Annotated in this window: 21 protein-coding genes; 16 read left to right on the top strand and 5 right to left on the bottom strand. The window is 52.4% G+C overall.

Going from position 1 to position 20,928, the window contains the following annotated elements; translation table 11 throughout:
• Positions 1-38: 38 nt before the first annotated feature.
• On the top strand, positions 39-4,283 hold the full coding sequence (rpoC, locus tag ABXG94_RS10555; protein WP_353533956.1) for a DNA-directed RNA polymerase subunit beta': 4,245 nt from the start codon (positions 39-41) through the stop codon (positions 4,281-4,283).
• Positions 4,284-4,430: 147 nt separating this feature from the next.
• Positions 4,431-5,333, top strand: a complete 903-nt coding sequence (locus tag ABXG94_RS10550) for a DMT family transporter (protein WP_353533955.1) — start codon at positions 4,431-4,433, stop codon at positions 5,331-5,333.
• Here the strand turns inward: ABXG94_RS10550 and ABXG94_RS10545 are convergent.
• Positions 5,309-6,127: a putative rhamnosyl transferase gene (locus tag ABXG94_RS10545; RefSeq protein WP_353533954.1), complete on the bottom strand. Its 819-nt coding sequence runs from the start codon at positions 6,125-6,127 to the stop codon at positions 5,309-5,311. The genes ABXG94_RS10550 and ABXG94_RS10545 overlap by 25 nt on opposite strands.
• 335 nt (positions 6,128-6,462) lie before the next feature.
• Between ABXG94_RS10545 and rpsL the strand changes: the two genes are divergently transcribed.
• The 4 genes from rpsL to tuf all read left to right on the top strand — a co-directional run bounded on the left by rpsL (position 6,463) and on the right by tuf (position 10,712).
• On the top strand, positions 6,463-6,834 hold the full coding sequence (rpsL, locus tag ABXG94_RS10540; protein ID WP_009828243.1) for a 30S ribosomal protein S12: 372 nt from the start codon (positions 6,463-6,465) through the stop codon (positions 6,832-6,834).
• A gap of 12 nt (positions 6,835-6,846) precedes the next feature.
• Entirely contained in the window at positions 6,847-7,317 is a 471-nt protein-coding gene (gene rpsG, locus ABXG94_RS10535; RefSeq protein WP_353533953.1) for a 30S ribosomal protein S7, read from the top strand.
• A 19-nt stretch (positions 7,318-7,336) separates the two neighbouring features.
• Entirely contained in the window at positions 7,337-9,454 is a 2,118-nt protein-coding gene (gene fusA, locus ABXG94_RS10530) for an elongation factor G (RefSeq protein WP_353533952.1), read from the top strand.
• An 82-nt stretch (positions 9,455-9,536) separates the two neighbouring features.
• Complete coding sequence (gene tuf / locus ABXG94_RS10525; protein ID WP_353533951.1) at positions 9,537-10,712, top strand: elongation factor Tu; 1,176 nt, start codon at positions 9,537-9,539, stop codon at positions 10,710-10,712.
• 161 nt (positions 10,713-10,873) lie between these two features.
• On the opposite strand, the gene ABXG94_RS10520 is transcribed toward tuf, so the two are convergent.
• The 4 genes from ABXG94_RS10520 to ABXG94_RS10505 all read right to left on the bottom strand — a co-directional run bounded on the left by ABXG94_RS10520 (position 10,874) and on the right by ABXG94_RS10505 (position 14,297).
• The gene (locus tag ABXG94_RS10520) at positions 10,874-11,371 is read right to left on the bottom strand and encodes a hypothetical protein (protein WP_353533950.1); all 498 of its coding nucleotides are present in this window, start codon (positions 11,369-11,371) and stop codon (positions 10,874-10,876) included.
• Positions 11,372-11,476: 105 nt separating this feature from the next.
• Positions 11,477-11,950 (bottom strand): tRNA (cytidine(34)-2'-O)-methyltransferase, encoded by a 474-nt coding sequence (locus ABXG94_RS10515; RefSeq protein WP_353533949.1) that lies wholly within the window; start codon positions 11,948-11,950, stop codon positions 11,477-11,479.
• A 375-nt stretch (positions 11,951-12,325) separates the two neighbouring features.
• Positions 12,326-13,018, bottom strand: a complete 693-nt coding sequence (locus ABXG94_RS10510) for an RloB family protein (protein ID WP_353533948.1) — start codon at positions 13,016-13,018, stop codon at positions 12,326-12,328.
• The gene (locus ABXG94_RS10505) at positions 13,002-14,297 is read right to left on the bottom strand and encodes an AAA family ATPase (protein WP_353533947.1); all 1,296 of its coding nucleotides are present in this window, start codon (positions 14,295-14,297) and stop codon (positions 13,002-13,004) included. Before ABXG94_RS10505 ends, ABXG94_RS10510 begins: the two co-directional genes overlap by 17 nt.
• An 820-nt stretch (positions 14,298-15,117) precedes the next feature.
• Between ABXG94_RS10505 and rpsJ the strand changes: the two genes are divergently transcribed.
• The 10 genes from rpsJ (at position 15,118) to rpsC (ending at position 20,923) form a co-directional block, all read left to right on the top strand.
• Positions 15,118-15,426: a 30S ribosomal protein S10 gene (gene rpsJ, locus ABXG94_RS10500; protein ID WP_072791859.1), complete on the top strand. Its 309-nt coding sequence runs from the start codon at positions 15,118-15,120 to the stop codon at positions 15,424-15,426.
• An 11-nt stretch (positions 15,427-15,437) separates the two neighbouring features.
• Positions 15,438-16,163: a 50S ribosomal protein L3 gene (gene rplC / locus ABXG94_RS10495; RefSeq protein WP_353533946.1), complete on the top strand. Its 726-nt coding sequence runs from the start codon at positions 15,438-15,440 to the stop codon at positions 16,161-16,163.
• Positions 16,160-16,777, top strand: a complete 618-nt coding sequence (gene rplD, locus ABXG94_RS10490; RefSeq protein ID WP_353533945.1) for a 50S ribosomal protein L4 — start codon at positions 16,160-16,162, stop codon at positions 16,775-16,777. Before rplC ends, rplD begins: the two co-directional genes overlap by 4 nt.
• Complete coding sequence (locus ABXG94_RS10485; RefSeq protein WP_353533944.1) at positions 16,774-17,070, top strand: 50S ribosomal protein L23; 297 nt, start codon at positions 16,774-16,776, stop codon at positions 17,068-17,070. The genes rplD and ABXG94_RS10485 overlap by 4 nt, the downstream gene beginning before the upstream one ends.
• A 134-nt stretch (positions 17,071-17,204) precedes the next feature.
• Positions 17,205-17,852: a DUF5343 domain-containing protein gene (locus tag ABXG94_RS10480; RefSeq protein WP_353533943.1), complete on the top strand. Its 648-nt coding sequence runs from the start codon at positions 17,205-17,207 to the stop codon at positions 17,850-17,852.
• Positions 17,839-18,438: a Swt1 family HEPN domain-containing protein gene (locus ABXG94_RS10475; RefSeq protein ID WP_353533942.1), complete on the top strand. Its 600-nt coding sequence runs from the start codon at positions 17,839-17,841 to the stop codon at positions 18,436-18,438. The genes ABXG94_RS10480 and ABXG94_RS10475 overlap by 14 nt, the downstream gene beginning before the upstream one ends.
• A gap of 269 nt (positions 18,439-18,707) precedes the next feature.
• On the top strand, positions 18,708-19,550 hold the full coding sequence (rplB, locus tag ABXG94_RS10470; protein ID WP_353533941.1) for a 50S ribosomal protein L2: 843 nt from the start codon (positions 18,708-18,710) through the stop codon (positions 19,548-19,550).
• A 3-nt stretch (positions 19,551-19,553) separates the two neighbouring features.
• The gene (gene rpsS, locus ABXG94_RS10465) at positions 19,554-19,832 is read left to right on the top strand and encodes a 30S ribosomal protein S19 (RefSeq protein WP_353533940.1); all 279 of its coding nucleotides are present in this window, start codon (positions 19,554-19,556) and stop codon (positions 19,830-19,832) included.
• A gap of 3 nt (positions 19,833-19,835) precedes the next feature.
• The gene (gene rplV / locus ABXG94_RS10460; RefSeq protein ID WP_353533939.1) at positions 19,836-20,216 is read left to right on the top strand and encodes a 50S ribosomal protein L22; all 381 of its coding nucleotides are present in this window, start codon (positions 19,836-19,838) and stop codon (positions 20,214-20,216) included.
• Complete coding sequence (rpsC, locus tag ABXG94_RS10455; protein WP_353533938.1) at positions 20,216-20,923, top strand: 30S ribosomal protein S3; 708 nt, start codon at positions 20,216-20,218, stop codon at positions 20,921-20,923. Before rplV ends, rpsC begins: the two co-directional genes overlap by 1 nt.
• Positions 20,924-20,928 lie beyond the last annotated feature (5 nt).

The raw sequence follows: 20,928 nt of genomic DNA, 5'->3' as shown, positions 1-20,928 counted from the left end.
TTCCCGTCCCCCCTTCCGCACGAATTTGAGGTATCAAAATGAACCAGGAACTGACCAACAACCCGTTTAACCCGCTGACACCAGCAAAGGTCTTTGATGAAATCAAAGTGTCTTTGGCGTCACCGGAACGGATTCTTTCATGGTCCTATGGCGAAATCAAAAAGCCAGAAACCATCAACTACCGGACGTTCAAACCAGAACGCGACGGCCTGTTCTGCGCGCGTATCTTTGGCCCGATCAAAGATTACGAATGCCTGTGCGGCAAATATAAGCGTATGAAATATCGCGGTGTTGTCTGCGAAAAATGTGGTGTGGAAGTCACGCTGCAAAAAGTACGTCGCGAGCGTATGGGCCACATTGAGTTGGCCGCACCCGTCGCGCATATTTGGTTCCTGAAATCGCTGCCAAGCCGCATCGGTCTGATGCTGGACATGACACTGCGTGATCTGGAACGTGTTCTCTATTTTGAAAACTACGTTGTCATCGAACCGGGTCTGACCGACCTTCAGTTCGGCCAAATGATGACCGAAGAAGAGTTCATGGACGCTCAAGACGCCTATGGCATGGACGCTTTCACCGCCAATATCGGTGCCGAAGCGATCCGTGACATGTTGTCGATGATCGATCTGGAATCCGAAGCTGAAACGCTGCGCGCCGAACTGGCCGAAGCAACTGGCGAGTTGAAACCAAAGAAAATCATCAAACGTCTGAAAGTTGTGGAATCCTTCTTGGAATCTGGCAACCGTCCAGAGTGGATGGTTCTGACCGTGATCCCTGTGATCCCACCAGAACTGCGCCCATTGGTGCCCCTAGATGGCGGCCGTTTCGCGACCTCTGATCTGAACGACCTTTACCGTCGTGTGATCAACCGGAACAACCGCTTGAAGCGTCTGATCGAGCTGCGCGCACCTGACATCATCGTACGTAACGAAAAACGTATGTTGCAGGAATCCGTGGATGCTCTGTTTGACAACGGCCGTCGTGGCCGCGTGATCACTGGCGCAAATAAGCGTCCGCTGAAATCGCTGTCTGACATGCTGAAAGGTAAACAAGGTCGCTTCCGCCAAAACCTTTTGGGTAAACGCGTCGACTTCTCTGGTCGTTCGGTCATTGTGACGGGTCCTGAACTTAAGCTGCACCAATGTGGTCTGCCTAAGAAGATGGCCCTCGAACTGTTCAAACCGTTCATCTATTCCCGCCTCGAAGCCAAAGGCCTGTCTTCTACTGTGAAGCAAGCCAAAAAGCTGGTGGAAAAAGAGCGCCCGGAAGTCTGGGATATCTTGGATGAAGTCATCCGCGAACACCCGGTCATGCTGAACCGTGCGCCAACATTGCACCGTTTGGGCATCCAGGCCTTTGAACCCATACTGATCGAAGGTAAAGCCATTCAGCTGCACCCGCTGGTCTGTTCGGCGTTTAACGCGGACTTTGACGGTGACCAAATGGCGGTACACGTGCCTCTGAGCCTCGAAGCTCAGTTGGAAGCACGGGTTCTAATGATGTCCACCAACAACGTTCTGTCCCCTGCAAACGGCGCGCCTATTATCGTTCCGTCTCAGGATATGATTTTAGGTCTCTACTACCTCACCATCGCGCGCGATGGCATGAAGGGCGAAGGCATGATCTTCTCGTCCATCGAGGAAGTCGAGCACGCTTTGGATGCGGGTGTTGTCCACCTGCACACAAAAATCCAGGCGCGTATCCCACAGATCGACGAAAACGGCCTTGAGGTCATGAAGCGCTTTGAAACGACCCCTGGTCGCGTCAAGCTGGGTGCTTTGCTGCCAACAAACAACAAGGCACCGTTCGAGCTGGTGAACAACCTGCTGCGGAAGAAAGACGTGCAAAACGTCATCGACACCGTCTACCGTTACTGCGGTCAGAAAGAGTCGGTCATCTTCTGTGACCAGATCATGTCCATCGGCTTTAAAGAAGCGTTCAAAGCGGGCATTTCTTTTGGTAAAGACGACATGGTTATCCCCGATGACAAATGGGGCATCGTTGATCACACGCGCGGGTTGGTCAAAGACTTCGAACAACAGTATATGGACGGCCTGATCACTCAGGGTGAAAAATACAACAAAGTTGTCGATGCTTGGTCAAAATGTAACGACAAAGTCACCGATGCGATGATGAACGCCATTTCGGCCGCGAAAACGGACGAAGCGGGCGCTGAAATGGAACCAAACTCGGTTTACATGATGGCCCACTCTGGTGCGCGTGGTTCGGTTACTCAGATGAAACAGTTGGGCGGTATGCGTGGTCTGATGGCCAAACCGAACGGCGACATCATCGAGACACCGATCATCTCGAACTTTAAAGAAGGCCTGACCGTTCTTGAATACTTCAACTCCACCCACGGTGCCCGTAAGGGTCTGTCGGACACGGCGTTGAAAACAGCGAACTCTGGTTACCTGACACGTCGTCTGGTGGACGTTGCACAAGATTGCATCGTGCGCATGGATGATTGTGGCACAGAACGCGCGATCACTGCGGTCGCAGCGGTCAACGATGGTGAAGTTGTTGCAACTTTGGCAGAGCGTATTCTGGGCCGTGTGGCCGCCGAAGATATCATGCGTCCAGGCACAGACGAAGTTCTGATCGCCGAAGGTCAGTTGATCGACGAATTGATGTCTGATGCGGTGCATGAAGCAGGCGTTGCTTCGGCGCGTATCCGCAGCCCGCTGACATGTGAAGCTGAAGAAGGCGTTTGTGCGCAGTGCTATGGTCGTGACCTTGCCCGCGGTACAAAAGTCAACGAAGGCGAAGCGGTCGGTATTATTGCGGCGCAGTCAATCGGTGAACCTGGTACTCAGCTGACCATGCGTACATTCCACATTGGTGGTGTTGCGCAGGGTGGTCAGCAGTCCTTCCAGGAAGCAAGCCAAGAAGGTGTGATCCACTTCGAAAACACCAATGTTCTGGAAAATGAAGCGGGTGAAACCCTCGTCATGGGCCGTAACATGAAGTTGGAAATCATCGATGGCAACGGCGATGTGCGCGTCACGCACAAGCTGAGCTATGGTTCCAAACTGTTTGTGAAAGACGCCGACAAAATCGGTCGTGGCGACAAATTGTTTGAATGGGATCCGTTCACACTGCCAATCATTGCGGAAAAAGCTGGTAAAGCGAAATTCGTTGATCTGGTGTCTGGTCTTGCCGTGCGCGACGTCACCGATGAAGCAACTGGTATGACACAGAAAATCGTTATCGATTGGCGCTCTGCGCCAAAAGGCAACGAATTCAAACCCGAAGTTATCTTGGTGGGTGAAGATGGCGAACCAGTGCGCAATGCAGCTGGCAACCCCGTGCATTACCCAATGTCTGTTGACGCCATTCTGTCGGTCGAAGATGGCCAGGACCTCAAAGCGGGTGACGTGGTTGCACGTATCCCACGCGAGGGTGCGAAAACCAAAGACATTACCGGTGGTTTGCCACGGGTTGCGGAATTGTTCGAAGCACGTCGTCCAAAAGATCACGCGATCATCGCAGAAGCAGATGGTTATGTGCGCTTTGGCCGGGATTACAAGAACAAGCGTCGCATCGCGGTAGAGCCAGCAGATGACACAATGGAAACCATCGAATACATGGTGCCAAAAGGGAAACACATTCCTGTACAAGAAGGCGACTTCGTACAGAAAGGTGATTACCTGATGGATGGTAACCCAGCGCCACACGATATCCTTGGTATTATGGGTGTCGAGGCTCTGGCCAACTACATGATCGACGAAGTCCAAGACGTTTACCGTCTGCAGGGTGTTAAGATTAACGATAAACACATCGAAGTTATCGTGCGTCAAATGCTGCAGAAATGGGAAATCTCTGACTCTGGCGAGACAACCCTGCTGAAGGGTGAACATGTCGATAAGCAGGAATTTGATGCTGCAAACGAGAAAGCCCTTTCTCGCGGCAAACGTCCTGCACAGGGTGCGCCGATCCTCTTGGGGATCACCAAAGCGTCCTTGCAGACACGTTCCTTCATCTCGGCGGCGTCCTTCCAGGAAACCACACGTGTTCTCACCGAGGCCTCTGTCCAAGGTAAGAAAGACAAGCTGGTTGGTCTGAAAGAAAACGTCATCGTGGGTCGTCTGATCCCTGCGGGAACCGGCGGCGCCACTCAAATGGTGCGCCGTGTTGCAACTGATCGCGACAACGTTGTGATCGAAGCGCGCCGCGAAGAAGCAGAGCAAGCAGCCGCCCTGGCTGCGCCAAGCGCTGATTTCGGAGCCGAAGACATCTTTGACAGCGGTCTGGTGGACACACCTGAAAGCCGCGAAGAGTAAGATCTCTTTCAGCGAAACGATTTTGAACCCCCGGCCTTGGTCGGGGGTTTTCATTTGCGCCATCCCCCGTCATGAACAGGACTGTAATTAAAGGCGGAAAACCGCGGCCCAAAGTGGCGATCGGTGCCGTAAAAAAGAGGTCGCGTTTTGGCTTTCTCTGGATCCAATAATCTGCAAGGTGCGCTGCTCATGGTGGCGGCGATGGCGTGCTATACTTTCAATGATGCGCTGATCAAATTTATGGGCGGCGACATGTCGATGTCCCAGCTCTTTGTCTTGCGTGGACTGCCAACCATCCTGTTTGTCGGCATCTTGACCTATCGCGCTGGGGCCATGACCCCCCAATTAAATCGGTCTGATTGGATGTTAATCAGTCTGCGTTCTCTGTCCGAGTTGCTTGCGGCCTATTTGTTTGTCTCCGCGCTGCGCCAAATGGAAATTGCAAATGTGACGGCTGTGTTGCAGGTGCTGCCGCTAACGGTTGCCTTGGCAGCTGCATTGTTTTTTCAAGAGCCTCTAGGGTGGCGTCGGTTTGTGGCGATCGGGATTGGGTTCTTGGGTATGGTGTTGATCGTCAGGCCAGGCCCAGAGGGCTTTAATCCTGCGACTTTTAATGCCTTGGCGGCGGTGGTATTCATCACGATCCGCGATCTGACAGCACGACGTCTTTCAGCAGAGGTTCCATCGTTGTTTGTGGCCCTGCATGCTGCAGTTTGCGTCACCGTTTTGGCCTCTGGCGTGTTGCTGATTCAGGGATCATGGCAACCGGTTGCCGCGGGTGATGGGCTGCTTATTTTAGGCATGGCGGTGTTTATTGGTGGTGGATATCTGTTTTCCACTATGGTGATGCGCGTGGGAGACATCGGCTTTGTGGCCCCGTTTCGCTATACCGGGTTGGTCTGGGCGCTGTTGATTGGCCTGCTGGTCTTTGGTGATTGGCCCGACGCTTTGACATTGCTGGGGGCTGCGATTGTGGTCGGCACGGGCTTGTTCACGCTGTTTCGCGAAGCCCGCGCAAACCGGAGTCAGGCAAAGGCGGCCCGCACCTGATCTGCATCTATCGCAAAGCGCGCTTTGAAATGCGCCTCGCCGGCGGCGTCCAGCGGTTGCAGATCTACCTTTGACACATTGGCCTTTTGGCGCGAGTCGTTGAAATCATTGTGGCCTCGCACAAACATGTCCTCGTCCGTATGGGTGATCGTGGGCATCACCCGATGCACTTTGTTGTGGCCAAAATTCATGATCGATTGCTTGACGCTTGGAGCCACTGCCATGCCAAAGGCCACGCCGTAATAGGGCAGGAACGCGGGTTCTGCCTCTAGCCCCTGCGCCGTTGGCCGCGCCGAAAACCCACGGTTGAAATCAATGGCCATCAGTCTGTTGCGCGCCAACAGCCCTTGGCAATCCTGTGCCACGTCGCGCAGCCGCTCAATGAAATTCACCGCCACCGCATCATCGTCATCATGGCGAAACTGCAAAGTATGCAACCCGGTATCGCGGCGGAAATCATTTAACACCCGCTGCATCGCAGGCCGGTGCCGCTCTGGTGCGCGCTGCACAATCACCGCTTGCGGAAAATCCTGCGTCAGCGCTGCCAACCGTTCCAGATAAGGCGCGGGCATACAGTCGCCCACCACAATCAACAGTTCAAAATTCGGGTCGGTCTGAGCTTTCAGGCCGGGCAGGGCGATGGTCTCAAAGGTGCGAAACCGCTCCTCCATCCGCTCGGGCGCATACAGATAAGCCCGCCGGTCCTCGATGGTCTCATGTTCCACCTGAAACCCGCCAAGTGCCGGATAAGAAAACCGGCACAGCCCCACCACTTGCATATCCTGACTGCTCATTGATAAACCCTCTGAGGTTTGATTGTCTTTTGCCCCGACCATGTCAGGACCAGAGACATGACGCAACCGCTCCCCCTGTTGACTTACCCTCCGACTCCCCCTATACGCGCGCCTATCCGGCTCTTTGGGGGTGACCCTTGTGCCGTTATCAAAATTCTAGTGGCTAAGGTCCAAAGCAGTTTTGTTGCTTCGACCCTCTGGAAACAAACCGCGACGTTCACCTCGGAATGGGAACGTATGCGGCTTTTTCGCTATGTGGACACATGTGGCGAGGAAAAAAATGAGAAGCGTATGGGGCAACCCATGCAGATATAGTTAGGAAACGGGATTACCCTATGCCAACGATCCAACAGCTGATCCGCAAGCCGCGTCAGCCTAAAATTAAGCGCTCTAAGTCGCAGCACCTAGAGCAGTGCCCACAAAAACGTGGCGTTTGCACACGTGTGTACACAACAACTCCTAAGAAACCGAACTCCGCGATGCGTAAAGTTGCGAAGGTTCGCCTGACCAACGGTTTCGAAGTCATCTCTTACATTCCTGGTGAATCCCACAACCTTCAGGAGCACTCTGTGGTTCTGATCCGTGGCGGTCGTGTAAAAGACCTTCCGGGTGTCCGTTACCACATCCTGCGCGGTGTGTTGGATACCCAAGGTGTTAAAGACCGTAAGCAACGTCGTTCGAAGTACGGCGCGAAGCGTCCTAAGTAAGAGGAATATTAGATGTCTCGTCGTCACGCCGCAGAAAAACGTGAAATTTTGCCAGACGCCAAATTTGGCGATCGTGTGCTTTCAAAATTCATGAACAACCTGATGATCGATGGTAAAAAATCGGTTGCAGAAAAAATCGTTTACAACGCGCTAGACCGTGTTGAAAACAAAATCAAACGCGCCCCAGTGGAAGTGTTCCACGAAGCGCTCGACAACATCAAACCGTCCGTCGAAGTTCGTTCGCGTCGTGTTGGTGGTGCAACCTACCAGGTTCCTGTCGAAGTTCGTCCAGAGCGTCGCGAAGCATTGGCCATCCGCTGGTTGATCAACGCGTCCCGTGGCCGCAACGAAAACACCATGGAAGAGCGCCTTGCAGGTGAACTTCTGGATGCGGTGAACTCTCGCGGTAACGCAGTTAAGAAGCGCGAAGATACTCACAAGATGGCCGATGCGAACAAAGCATTCAGCCACTATCGCTGGTAATCCAAGGGGCTTTTGACCAATGGCACGTGACTATACACTGAACCATTACCGTAACTTCGGTATTATGGCGCACATCGATGCAGGTAAAACCACCTGTTCCGAGCGCATCCTGTATTATACAGGCAAATCCCACAACATCGGTGAGGTGCACGATGGTGCGGCCACCATGGACTGGATGGAGCAAGAGCAAGAGCGCGGTATTACCATTACTTCCGCTGCGACGACCACTTTCTGGGAGCGCACTGAAGATGGTGTTACAGCTGACACGCCAAAGCACCGTCTGAACATCATCGACACCCCGGGTCACGTTGACTTCACCATTGAAGTTGAACGTTCCTTGGCGGTTCTCGATGGCGCGGTTTGCGTTCTTGACGCAAACGCGGGTGTTGAGCCTCAGACTGAAACCGTTTGGCGTCAGGCTGACCGTTATAAAGTTCCACGTATCGTGTTCGTTAACAAAATGGACAAGATCGGCGCGGACTTCTTTAACTGCGTTCACATGATCGAAGACCGTACCGGTGCAACTGCTGTGCCTGTTGGTATTCCAATTGGTGCCGAAACCGAGCTGGAAGGCTTGGTTGACCTGGTGACCATGCAGGAATGGGTCTACGAAGGCGAAGACCTGGGCGCGTCCTGGGACAAACGCGAAATTCGTGCCGAGTTGAAAGACATGGCTGACGAATGGCGCGGCAAGATGATCGAAGCTGCCGTTGAACTCGACGACGACGCAATGGAAGCCTACCTGGAAGGCGAAGAGCCATCCGTTGAGAAGCTGCGCGAGCTGCTTCGCAAAGGTACGCTGGACATGGCGTTTGTACCCGTTCTGGGTGGCTCTGCGTTCAAAAACAAAGGTGTTCAGCCTTTGCTAAACGCGGTTATCGACTATCTTCCATCTCCTTTGGATGTTGTTGACTACATGGGCTTTACGCCAGGCGACGAAGAAGAAGTTCGTAACATCCCGCGTCGTGCGGATGATGACATGGCTTTCTCTGGCCTTGCGTTCAAAATCATGAACGACCCGTTTGTTGGTTCTTTGACATTTACGCGGATCTATTCCGGTACTTTGAACAAAGGCGACACACTGCTGAACTCGACCAAAGGTCGTAAAGAGCGCGTCGGTCGTATGATGATGATGCACTCCAACAACCGTGAAGAAATCACCGAAGCATTTGCAGGTGACATCATCGCGCTGGCGGGTCTGAAAGACACAACAACTGGTGACACTCTGTGCTCCACCAGCGAACCTGTTGTTCTTGAAACAATGACCTTCCCGGATCCGGTTATCGAGATCGCTGTTGAGCCTAAGACCAAAGCTGACCAAGAGAAAATGTCTCAGGGTCTGCAACGTCTGGCCGCCGAAGATCCATCCTTCCGTGTGGAAACTGACCTGGAATCAGGCCAGACCATCATGAAGGGCATGGGCGAACTTCACCTGGACATTCTTGTTGACCGTCTGAAGCGCGAATTCAAAGTCGAAGCGAACATTGGTGCACCTCAAGTTGCGTACCGTGAGACCATCGGCCACGAAGTTGAGCATTCTTACACACACAAGAAACAGTCTGGTGGGTCTGGTCAGTTTGGCGAAGTCAAAATGGTCATCACACCCACAGAGCCAGGCGAAGGCTACTCGTTTGAGTCCAAAATCGTTGGTGGGTCGATTCCTAAGGAATACATCCCGGGCGTTGAAAAAGGCATCAAATCGGTTATGGACTCCGGCCCTCTGGCTGGCTTCCCAGTGATCGACTTCAAAGTTGCCTTGCTTGACGGTAAGTTCCACGATGTTGACTCCAGCGTACTCGCCTTCGAAATCGCTGCACGTATGTGTATGCGTGAAGGCATGCGCAAAGCGGGTGCGAAAATGCTCGAGCCGATCATGAAAGTCGAAGTGATCACACCTGAAGAATATACAGGTGGTATCATCGGCGATCTGACATCGCGTCGGGGTCAGGTTCAAGGTCAGGAAACACGCGGCAACGCGATTGCGATTGACTGTTTTGTGCCTCTGGCGAACATGTTTGGTTACATCAACACATTGCGTTCCATGTCCTCTGGCCGTGCGAACTTCTCAATGCAGTTTGATCATTACGAAGCTGTTCCGCAGAACATCTCTGACGAAATTCAGGCGAAATTTGCTTAACGGGGGCGGCGGGCTTTAGCCCGCCCTACCCATCCACTGTAGGCCGGGCTTCAGCCCCGGCATCCCCAAATAGGAGGCCATCATGGCTAAGGAAAAGTTTGAACGTTCCAAACCGCACTGCAACATCGGCACAATCGGCCACGTTGACCACGGTAAAACCACGCTGACAGCAGCGATCACCAAGCAATATGGTGACTTCAAAGCGTATGACGAAATCGACGGCGCACCTGAAGAAAAAGCCCGCGGCATCACCATCTCGACCGCCCACGTTGAGTATGAAACCGACGCGCGCCACTATGCGCATGTTGACTGCCCAGGTCACGCGGACTACGTGAAAAACATGATCACCGGTGCGGCGCAAATGGACGGCGCGATCCTGGTTGTGAACGCCGCTGACGGCCCCATGCCACAGACCCGCGAGCACATCCTGCTCGGCCGTCAGGTTGGCATCCCGGCCATGGTTGTTTTCATGAACAAAGTGGACCAAGTCGACGACGAAGAGCTGCTTGAGCTGGTTGAAATGGAAATCCGCGAGCTGCTGTCTGACTATGATTACCCAGGCGACGATATTCCGATCATCGCGGGCTCTGCGCTGGCCGCTTTGGAAGACCGTGACGACAACATCGGCAAAGAGAAAATCGCCGAGTTGATGGCCGCAGTTGACGAATATATCCCACAGCCCCCACGTGCGGTTGACGAGCCGTTCCTGATGCCAATCGAAGACGTGTTCTCGATTTCTGGCCGTGGTACTGTTGTGACTGGCCGTGTCGAGCGTGGCGTGATCAATGTTGGCGACAGCATCGAAATCGTTGGCATCAAAGACACCACCACCACCACATGTACTGGTGTTGAAATGTTCCGCAAACTGCTGGATCGCGGTGAAGCAGGCGACAACATCGGCGCATTGCTGCGTGGCGTTGACCGTGACGGCGTTGAGCGCGGTCAGGTTCTGTGTAAGCCAGGTTCCGTGAACCCACACACCAAGTTCGAAGCAGAAGCCTATATTCTGACCAAGGACGAGGGTGGCCGTCACACGCCATTCTTCGCCAACTACCGTCCACAGTTCTACTTCCGTACAACTGACGTGACCGGCACTGTTGTTCTGCCAGAAGGCACAGAAATGGTTATGCCTGGTGACAACCTGAAATTTGACGTTGAGCTGATCGCGCCTATCGCGATGGAGCAAGGCCTGCGCTTCGCGATCCGCGAAGGTGGCCGCACCGTTGGTTCCGGCGTTGTGTCCAAGATCACTGAGTAAGGACGAACATCCGCAAGGATTTCGGCCACGGCGATAGGTGAATTGCAAAGCAAATCACCGTAAGCCACCCAGTGAAAAAATATAAAGGGCCGCTCAAACGAGCGGCCCTTTTTGCGTATTGTTTTGCACCCCGTAGGCCGGGCTTCAGCCCGGCATCCTCCCTAGGTGCCAGACCGCTTTTCCAAAAACTGATGCGCCTCAAGTAACGTGTCGCACAACGCGTCAAAAAAGCCAGGCACGGTCACATCCACCAAAGCCGCGGGGCGTTGTGTTTCGTCATCAACGGGGCCGTCGTTTGACGTCAGCACCCGAAATTCCGCCGGTGCTTTGAGCAACTCGCGATGGCTGGACCCTTTGCCGTGTTTCAACACATTTATCGCCAGGTAATACCTGTGAAACCGCTTTGCCAAATCATCCCGTTTGCATTCCAAAAGCAAAGCCTTCAGCTTGCGCGCAAATGGCCCACGTCGAAAATGATGCTGCATGCGCGCTTCAAACACCGAAAAGATATCAATTGCCGCCAACTCAATGGCACGGACCGCTGCGCGCTGCGCGTCAGATCGCTCTTGATCTGCACTGTCTGAAAGAGGCTCTGCCAAGGCTTTGGCGCTGATTTGCGCCGCTGCAATCAGCTCGGGCACGCTTTGTACATCTTCCATCACCATACTCCTTAGGGTTCTGCTTCCCTAATGCGCCAAGTGGGCAAATGATAGGGGCGATCGCGCTTTGGTCACCTGGTCAATCAGATTGCAGGCCAACCGGGCCTAGCCGCCCAATTGCGGCCGCAGGGCCTGATAGATCACCGCCGTGGCGGTATTGGCCAGGTTAAGCGACCGCACATGAGTGCCCAGCATCGGCAAATGAAAAATCCGATCATCTAAACCCTCTAACAGCTCGGGCGACAGGCCTTTTGACTCACAACCAAACACCAAATACCCATCCTCGGCATAGTCCGGCGCATAAACACTTTGGTGGCCGTGTTCCTCAAAGAAATACAGCTTGTCACGCGCTGGCTGGCGGGCCTCTAAAAAGCTTTGCCAATCGTCATACAGGCTAAGTTTGACGTGTTTCCAATAATCGGTTCCCGCCCGACGCACGGATTTTTCATCAAGCGAAAACCCCAAGGGCTTGATCAGGATCAGCTCGAGATTAAGCGCCACACAGGTGCGCCCGATGGCCCCGGTGTTCCACGGAATTTCCGGCGTCACCAAGACGATCTTGAGTTGCGGGTCAGGCATCGAGGGGCTTTCTAAATCAGAGGCATTCGGCAGACCACATTGGCCGCCGTCCTCACCTAGCCCAGACGCTCGGCGCTCACAATCAAAACTATGGCGCGCGCGGGGCCGCGGGGCGTTCAAAGGCGAGGCGTGCCTAGGCTTTCTGAGTTTCCCAGATGCTGCTGACAGCCTGAAGCGGGCCTGGCCGATTTACACGTCGGGCGGGAAGAAGTCATTCGCTGCAAGCCCAGAATAGTCGGGCAAAATTGGCAAGAGAGGACATTCGTAATCGGTCTCGTCTCTGGTCAAATGATATGAAGTTTCCTGAAGACCACTCATAAACGCCCATCATGAAAAGGCGGCGCTATGGGCAGTAAGCCGCAGGACTAGGATTGCCTACAATGCCCGAAGTGCAGCAACTAGTTCATGAACAGTAGAAGAAGGGTTCATTTCTCCGGTGTTTTGCGCATCGGCCAATGATTTGGCCGCGTTGGCGATTGCATCGTCAGTTAATCCGCGAAGTTTAATCAACATATCTTTTGTCAAAGACTTTTCGTAATCTTCGAAAGGCGGATGTTTTTTGAGTTCAGCAGAGACAACTTCGGCAGCGGTTTTCCCGTTTGCAGCTGAGAATGGCGACCGGCTAAACGCAAAATGAAGAAGAAGCCAATATTCGAAACATGGGTATGAAACGACCGCAACGATCCGCTCGCCTTTGAATGCGGACCGTTGTTTGCTCGCATTCAAAATTTGGTCAAGTGCTTTGTGGAAGTCCTTGTGATCATCGCGATCGATTACGCAGTAGACGTCGTTATAACCGCCTTTGCTATGCAAACCCTCTGCATCGGCTCTGGCGATGGCATAACGCACCACCGCCGTGGGAGAAGAGTCGCATTCTTTACCGCAAATATCGAGGTCGACATTCACCAAGGCAAGAATACGCTTCAGTTCTTCAAAGTACTGGACTTCGGTGACTTCTCCTTCTGTGACGATCAGTACCCGACGGTTAGGCGCAATCGAAGCAGTTCGACGGCTAAGATTTTTTGCGGTTTTCCGCTTTTGAAACAGCTTGTCACTCCGCGCCGGCATTCTGCATCCTCCGGATGTTGGGAATCGCCCCAAATTTACCTCCGAGATAAGCACGTTGAAATGCTTCAACCTCTCTCACCTTGAAGTCAGATAGCGGTGTAAGTTCTGTATTCTGAGCATCCGGACGATGGATGAACCAAATTTGGTCCTTATGCATAAAACTCTTCGAAATGATCGACGTTTCATGGCTCGAGAATATTAGTTGCGCTCCCTTCGGATTTTGCCTTTTATCGTGAAACACACCGACCAGTCCTTTTAGCGCCAATGGATGAAGACTGTTGCTGAGTTCATCGATCAAGAGGGTATCCCCATCTTCAAGGACGTCGATGATTGGCCCGGCCATACCGAACATCGCTTGGGTCCCATCGCTTTCTTCTTCCAATGCAAGTTCCACTGTGTCCCCTGCCGCATTTTTATGCTTTGCAAATACACGATAGTCTTTTTCGTCTTCCACAGATTTGGCTAGCTCCGACAGCATTTTCTCAGATAGAATCTGCTTCGCATTCTCTGGAATGACGGCTTGCTTCTCTTCAACGCGAAAACCTACGATCGGGAGGTCGAGAGCCTGGATAAAATCCACAACCCTATCTCGGTACTTCTCGTCTTGTAGAAATTGCGCAGTAAAATCTTTGCTAATTCTCTGGTTTGCGCCAATAACGTGGATGCCCATCCGAATCCAATCGTATGGCTTTTTCAAAGATTTAGAATTCAACTGCACCGCTGTAGAAAAAAACAGAGCATTGTCACGCGTCGCCGCCCTCCAACTTTCACGCTCTCCGGGCAACTGTCCCTCGTTAAGAACCCACTCGTAGCTTTCCGACGCTTCAACATACTCACGGGTGAAAATTGTTCGCGTCTTGCTACCATGCTTCGAAGTTCTGGCGAACAACCATTCGTCGACTACCCGTTCATTGGTCAATGAAAATCCATACTGGAAGACTTCACCATCGTGAGAGAACACCATCTCCATCGTAGTTGCAGCATCTTTGCAATCTGGCGCGACCTTATTCTGAGGAAATTTGATCTCCTCCCCTTGGCTACCCTTCTTTGCTGAGGTGCATACAAATCTAACAAAGAACTCCACTGCCTTGAACAATGAACTTTTGCCAGATGCGTTTGGACCGAATACTACAGCGCTTGTCAGTACATGTGGTGCAAGAGAATTCCCTGTCTCGAAGGTAATACCCGGCTGTTTCGTGGCCGCAGCGCTGGCGACAGCTGAAAACGTAACTGGTTCCGAGATTGACCTGTAGTTCGATACTGTAAATTCGATCAACATAGAGACGCCTCCGATTAAATAGGATTTTTTGCGTATTTTTCGCAATTATTCCACTTTTTTCAGGGTTGCGTTAAATTTTTGTGAACTGCAAGCCCCATTTTAGCTTTTCACGGTCCAAGTGGCCTTTGCTGTCGAAAAAAGCTGCCCCTGAAAGGAGGAATAGTGGTATTAAAATCGGCGACCCTGAACAACGCCAGTTTACTTTGCCTTAAGATGCTGCGCTTAAAATGCTGCAGAACCGACCAGCGTCTGCTCTCGGAAACCTACAATGCAGCTTGGATAGGTCGCGCCAAGGTCTGGTTTGGCCCGGGAATTTGTCTTTGCAAACTCCGCCCCCTGCGCAAAGCAGTCCAGCAAGATGCAACAGGTGCCTCAGCGCTCCCAACCGCCGCGGCAAAGAACCACGAATCGTACGTTTGGGCGCTTGAAACGTACAAATTGTACAATTAGGCAAAAATTCACTTTGCGTGCGCAGCGGAAGCAACCGTTTCGCCGCGAAACCTCGGTGGGGGGATTGGGCGATGGGTTTGGGGTCTCTTGTGGCAAAGCTGTTTGGGGCCAAGCCCGAGATCTGGCGCATAACATGGCCTTTCTGCGCCGCTCTGTGACGGAATGCCACCAGGTCTTGTGTCTGGGCTGTCCCCGTGGTCAAAACCCCGAAAAATCCCTTGCCACATAGGCGTTTCAGGTGTACTGCGCAGCAATTCACATCTTGTGAATGGTGGGCTGAGATTCGTCTTGGCCCATTTGGGGTTCGAAGTGGGGGCGCAATGATGTGACCTCGACCTCTCAACTCTAAGCCTAAGAAGGCAAATTGAATATGCAAAGCCAAAATATTCGCATTCGGCTGAAGGCATTCGACTTCCGTGTACTGGACGCCAGCACACAGGAAATCGTGAACACTGCAAAGCGCACCGGCGCTGATGTACGTGGCCCGATCCCTCTGCCAAATAAAATCGAGAAATTCACTGTTCTGCGTGGTCCACACGTGGATAAGAAATCTCGTGATCAGTTCGAGATCCGTACGCACAAGCGTCTGCTCGACATCGTAAACCCAACACCACAGACCGTGGACGCGCTGATGAAGCTCGACCTGGCTGCTGGCGTTGACGTTCAGATCTCAGTTTAAGGGGTTCTGATATGCGTTCTGGTATTATTGCGAAAAAAGTGGGCATGACCCGCTTGTTCATGGAAGACGGCAAGCAGATTCCTGTGACCGTTCTTCACCTCGACGAGCTGCAGGTTGTGGCTCAGCGTACAACTGACAAAGACGGTTACACAGCGGTTCAGCTGGGTGCCGGTTCTGCGAAAGCAAAGCGTACATCCCAAGCGATGCGCGGTCACTTTGCAGCAGCAAACGTTGCGCCAAAGCGCAAGGTTGCGGAATTCCGCGTCGAAGAAGCTAACCTGATCGAAGTCGGTGCAGAAATCTCTGCCGAGCACTTTGTCGAAGGTCAGAAAGTTGACGTTGCGGGCACATCTATCGGTAAAGGTTTTGCCGGTGCGATGAAACGCCACAACTTTGGCGGTCTGCGTGCGTCTCACGGTGTTTCGATCTCTCACCGTTCTCATGGTTCTACAGGTCAGTGTCAAAACCCTGGTCGCGTCTTCAAAGGTAAGAAGATGGCGGGTCACATGGGTGCTGTGCGCGTGACAACTCAAAACCTTGAAGTTGTGAAAACTGACGCCGATCGTGGCCTGGTCTTCATCAAAGGCGCCGTACCTGGCTCCAAAGGTGGTTGGGTGACTGTCAAAGACGCCGTGAAAAAGAAACTGCCTGAGAACGTTCCGTTCCCAGCTGCTCTGAAATCCGCTGCAACTGAAGCTCCTGCGACAGAAGCGCCTGCGGAAGGTGGTGAAGCATGAAACTTGACGTGATCAAACTCGACGGCGGCAAAGCCGGTTCCGTTGACCTCTCTGAGGATCTGTTCGGCCTAGAGCCACGTGCAGACATTCTGCACCGTGTCGTTCGCTGGCAGCGTAACAACGCGCAAGCGGGTACGCACAAGGTGAAAACACGGTCTGAGACCTCTTACTCTACCAAAAAGATCTATCGCCAAAAAGGCACCGGTGGCGCACGTCACGGTGACCGCAATGCGCCGATCTTCCGCGGTGGTGGTATCTACAAAGGTCCAGTTGTGCGTAGCCACGGCCACGACCTGTCCAAGAAGTTCCGTAAACTGGGTCTGCGTCACGCGCTGTCCGCCAAAGCGAAAGCCGGCGAACTGGTTGTGATCGAAGATGCAGCTGCTGACGGCAAAACCGCTGCTCTGGCCAAACAGGTTGCAAACCTGGGCTGGAAACGTGCGCTTGTCATCGACGGCACAGAGGCCAATCAGGACTTCCTGAAAGCATCCCGCAACATCGAAGGTCTGGATATCCTGCCAACGATGGGCGCAAACGTCTATGATATCCTGAAGCGTGACACACTCGTGATCACAAAAGCAGGTATCGAAGCACTGGAGGCTCGACTGAAATGAGCGCGAAGGCTGAATTCTACGACGTGATCCGCAAGCCGATCATCACTGAAAAAGCAACCATGGCATCTGAAAACGGTGCGGTTGTGTTTGAAGTGGCAATCGACAGCAACAAACCACAGATCAAACAAGCTGTTGAAGCGCTGTTTGGTGTAAAGGTTAAAGCGGTTAACACGACAATCACCAAAGGCAAAACCAAGCGGTTCAAAGGCACAATCGGCCGCCGCAAGGATGTCAAAAAAGCATATGTGACGCTGGAAGAAGGCAACACAATCGACGTGTCCACCGGACTGTAAGCCGAAGCTTTAATGAATTGAAAAAGGCCCTCGTGAAAGCGGGGGCCTTTTTTGTTGGGGGGTAGACTTGATCAAGAGGTGAAATTCAAATCTATAGGGGGAACAGTTTTAAGAATTTTGTATTGGAGAAAGAATTGGCAACGCTACCGTACGTTACTTCATCGGGAAATATTGAGAAGGTTTTGACTGCGATTAAGGCGGCGGCAGTCCCTGAAAGGGTTAACCAGGATTTTGTTAAGACTATTTTGAAGATCCCGGGCGGGTCGGGCAATCAAATGACTACTTATTTAAAGAAAATTGGTTTTGCTGAGAGCGACGGAAGGCCGACCGAAATATATACGAGATTTCGAAACCCAACTTCGTCAGGGCGTGCGGTCGCAGAAGCTATTAGATTTGCATATGCCCCCCTCTATATCAGAAACGAATATATGCATGAACTAACGGATGATGAACTTATTGGGCTTTTAGTGGAGGAGACCGGGCAAGCGCGCGACTCCAATCCGGTGAAGATGGGATTCAGTTGTATAAAAAGCCTGAAGCAGTTCGCCAAATTTGATGAAGAGCATGTGGTTGAAAACAGCCGGGAGGCGACGTTGACGCCGTTGAAGGGCCCGGAGGCACCAAGAGATGAGCCTCCGCTTGGAGTGAGCCCAGCTGGAGGCATTGGTCTAAATTTGGGTTATACAATTAACTTGAATCTCCCTGCTTCTTCTGACCCAGCTGTGTTTAACGCAATATTTAAAAGCCTGAAGGAAAATTTGTTGCGAGATGATGATGCCTAAGCGGCCAGATGGAATGGTTCGCGCCTTCGGAATGAGCGGCCTACAAATAGTAAGCGAGCTTCAGCAAATAGAGCATACTCAGTCCATTGATTTAGGGGTAACACTCAAGGAATCTAGGGGGCGTAAGGTGTCGGAATACGAGCAGTTTGAAGCTGAGATGAGATCGCAAGCGGCTCGAATGTCGGAGTTTTACGAAGTATTCTATTGCCTCGAAAATTCAATTCGAAGGCTCGTTAAAGACACTATGATTGAAGCAGAAGGGGCTGATTGGTGGGCAAGTTCTCGTGTGAATGAAGATAAAATTCGACGGCCTGCGAATTCGCGACAGAAAAAAGAAGTCGACAGCGGAATTACACCAAGATCGGAAGACCTGATCGATTACACTACCTTCGGCGAGCTTTCGCAGTTGATCACCGACAATTGGGACATCTTTGACCCGATATTTTCCTCTAAAATTGCGGTAAGTAATATCACAAATCAATTAAATCTGCTGCGTGGTCCGATTGCTCATTGTAATGCGACCGACGAACTGGAGCAGGAAAGATTGAACTTGGCAGTTCGTTCTTGGTTTAAGTTAATGAGCTAGTAAAGCTGGATGCAAATTTCATTCCGCGTTAAGCCTTATTCTAGCAACCCCATTGCCTCCCCCCCCAATCCCTGTTACTCCGCGCGAGTGGTAATCGGCCTCAGATTCGTTCTGGGGCTGTTTGTTATTTTCTACCGGGACCTTCGGGGCCCTTCATACGGTCACCTGTTTTACCAAAGGCAGGGGGCTAACATAGCGGGAATGACACCTCATAAGGTCAAACTCGCAGTCGGGGAAACCCGGCTTTGCTAAAACGGAAGACAGTAAACATGGCATTAAAGTCGTATAAACCGACGACGCCGGGCCAACGTGGGTTGGTTCTGATCGACCGTTCGGAGCTTTGGAAAGGACGTCCAGTCAAATCCCTTACTGAGGGTTTGACAAAATCGGGCGGCCGGAACAACACCGGACGGATCACATCACGTCGTCGTGGCGGTGGCGCAAAGCGTCTGTACCGGATCGTTGATTTCAAACGTAACAAATTTGATGTCGCGGCAACCGTAGAGCGGATCGAATATGACCCGAACCGTACCGCGTTCATCGCTCTGATCAAATATGAAGATGGCGAGCAAGCCTATATCTTGGCCCCTCAGCGTTTGGCTGTTGGTGACAAGGTCGTTGCTTCTGCCAAAGCCGATATCAAGCCAGGCAACGCTATGCCTTTCTCAGGCATGCCTATTGGTACCATCATTCACAACATCGAACTGAAACCAGGCAAAGGCGGTCAAATCGCACGTGCGGCTGGTACTTATGCTCAGTTCGTTGGTCGTGATGGTGGCTACGCTCAGATCCGTCTGTCTTCAGGCGAACTGCGCTTGGTACGTCAGGAATGCATGGCCACCGTTGGTGCCGTGTCTAACCCAGACAACTCTAACCAGAACTACGGTAAAGCCGGTCGTATGCGCCACAAAGGCGTGCGCCCGTCGGTGCGTGGTGTTGTTATGAACCCGGTCGATCACCCACACGGTGGTGGTGAGGGTCGTACATCTGGTGGTCGTCACCCGGTTACACCTTGGGGTAAACCTACCAAAGGTAAGCGTACCCGCAACAAGAACAAAGCGTCGCAAAAGCTTATTATCCGCTCGCGTCACGCCAAGAAGAAGGGACGTTAATTCATGTCTCGCTCTGTATGGAAAGGTCCTTTTGTCGACTCTTATGTCCTCAAGAAGGCAGAAGCTACTCGTGAATCGGGTCGCAATGAAGTGATCAAAATCTGGTCTCGTCGTTCCACCATCCTGCCTCAATTCGTTGGGCTGACTTTTGGTGTGTACAACGGTCGCAAACATGTTCCTGTCAACGTCACAGAAGACATGATCGGTCAGAAGTTCGGTGAATATTCCCCGACTCGGACCTATTATGGTCACGCTGCTGACAAAAAAGCGAAACGGAAGTAAGTCATGGGCAAGGCAAAGAATCCCCGCCGCGTGGCAGATAACGAAGCAATGGCAAAACTGCGCATGCTCCGTACTTCCCCGCAAAAACTGAACCTGGTTGCTGGCATGATCCGCGGCAAGAAAGTTGAAAAGGCTCTGACCGATTTGACTTTCTCGAACAAGCGTATCGCGCAGGACGTGAAGAAATGTCTTCAGTCCGCAATTGCCAATGCTGAAAACAATCACAATCTGGACGTTGACGAGTTGGTCGTTGCAGAGGCTTACGTTGGTAAGAACCTGACAATGAAACGCGGTCGTCCTCGGGCCCGTGGTCGTTTCGGCAAGATCATCAAGCCGTTCTCTGAACTCACAATCAAAGTGCGTCAAGTTGAGGAGCAAGCGTAATGGGACATAAGGTCAATCCAGTCGGCATGCGCCTGCAGATCAACCGTACTTGGGACAGCCGCTGGTATGCGGACACCAAGGACTACGGTGATCTTCTGCTTGAAGACATCAAGATCCGTGATTTTATCAAAACCGAGTGTAAGCAAGCTGGCATTGCTCGTGTGATCATCGAACGTCCGCACAAAAAGTGCCGTGTTTCGATCTACACAGCACGTCCAGGTGTTATCATTGGCAAAAAAGGTGCGGACATTGAAGTTCTGCGCAAGAAAATTGCCGCGATGACAGATAGCGAACTGCACCTGAACATCCTCGAAGTGCGTAAGCCAGAACTCGACGCAGCATTGGTTGGCGAGAATATCGCTCAGCAGCTGGAACGTCGTGTGTCTTTCCGTCGTGCAATGAAACGTGCCGTACAAAGCGCAATGCGTATGGGTGCCTTGGGCATTCGTGTGAATGTTGCTGGCCGTTTGGGTGGTGCAGAAATCGCGCGTACCGAATGGTACCGTGAAGGTCGCGTGCCATTGCACACTCTGCGTGCTGACATCGATTATGCGCATACTGAAGCGGTGACTGCCTATGGCATCATCGGGATCAAAACCTGGATCTTCAAAGGCGAGATCATGGAACACGATCCTCAGGCGCATGACCGTAAAGCACAAGAAGTACAAGACGGTCCAGCACCTCGCGGTGCCGGCGGCCGTCGCTAAGGGAG

The sequence above is a fragment of the Cognatishimia sp. WU-CL00825 genome (assembly GCF_040364665.1).
GTDB lineage: Bacteria > Pseudomonadota > Alphaproteobacteria > Rhodobacterales > Rhodobacteraceae > Cognatishimia.
The sequence above is the reverse complement of the archived record's forward strand: the minus strand, read 5'-3'. Positions and strand labels throughout refer to the sequence as shown.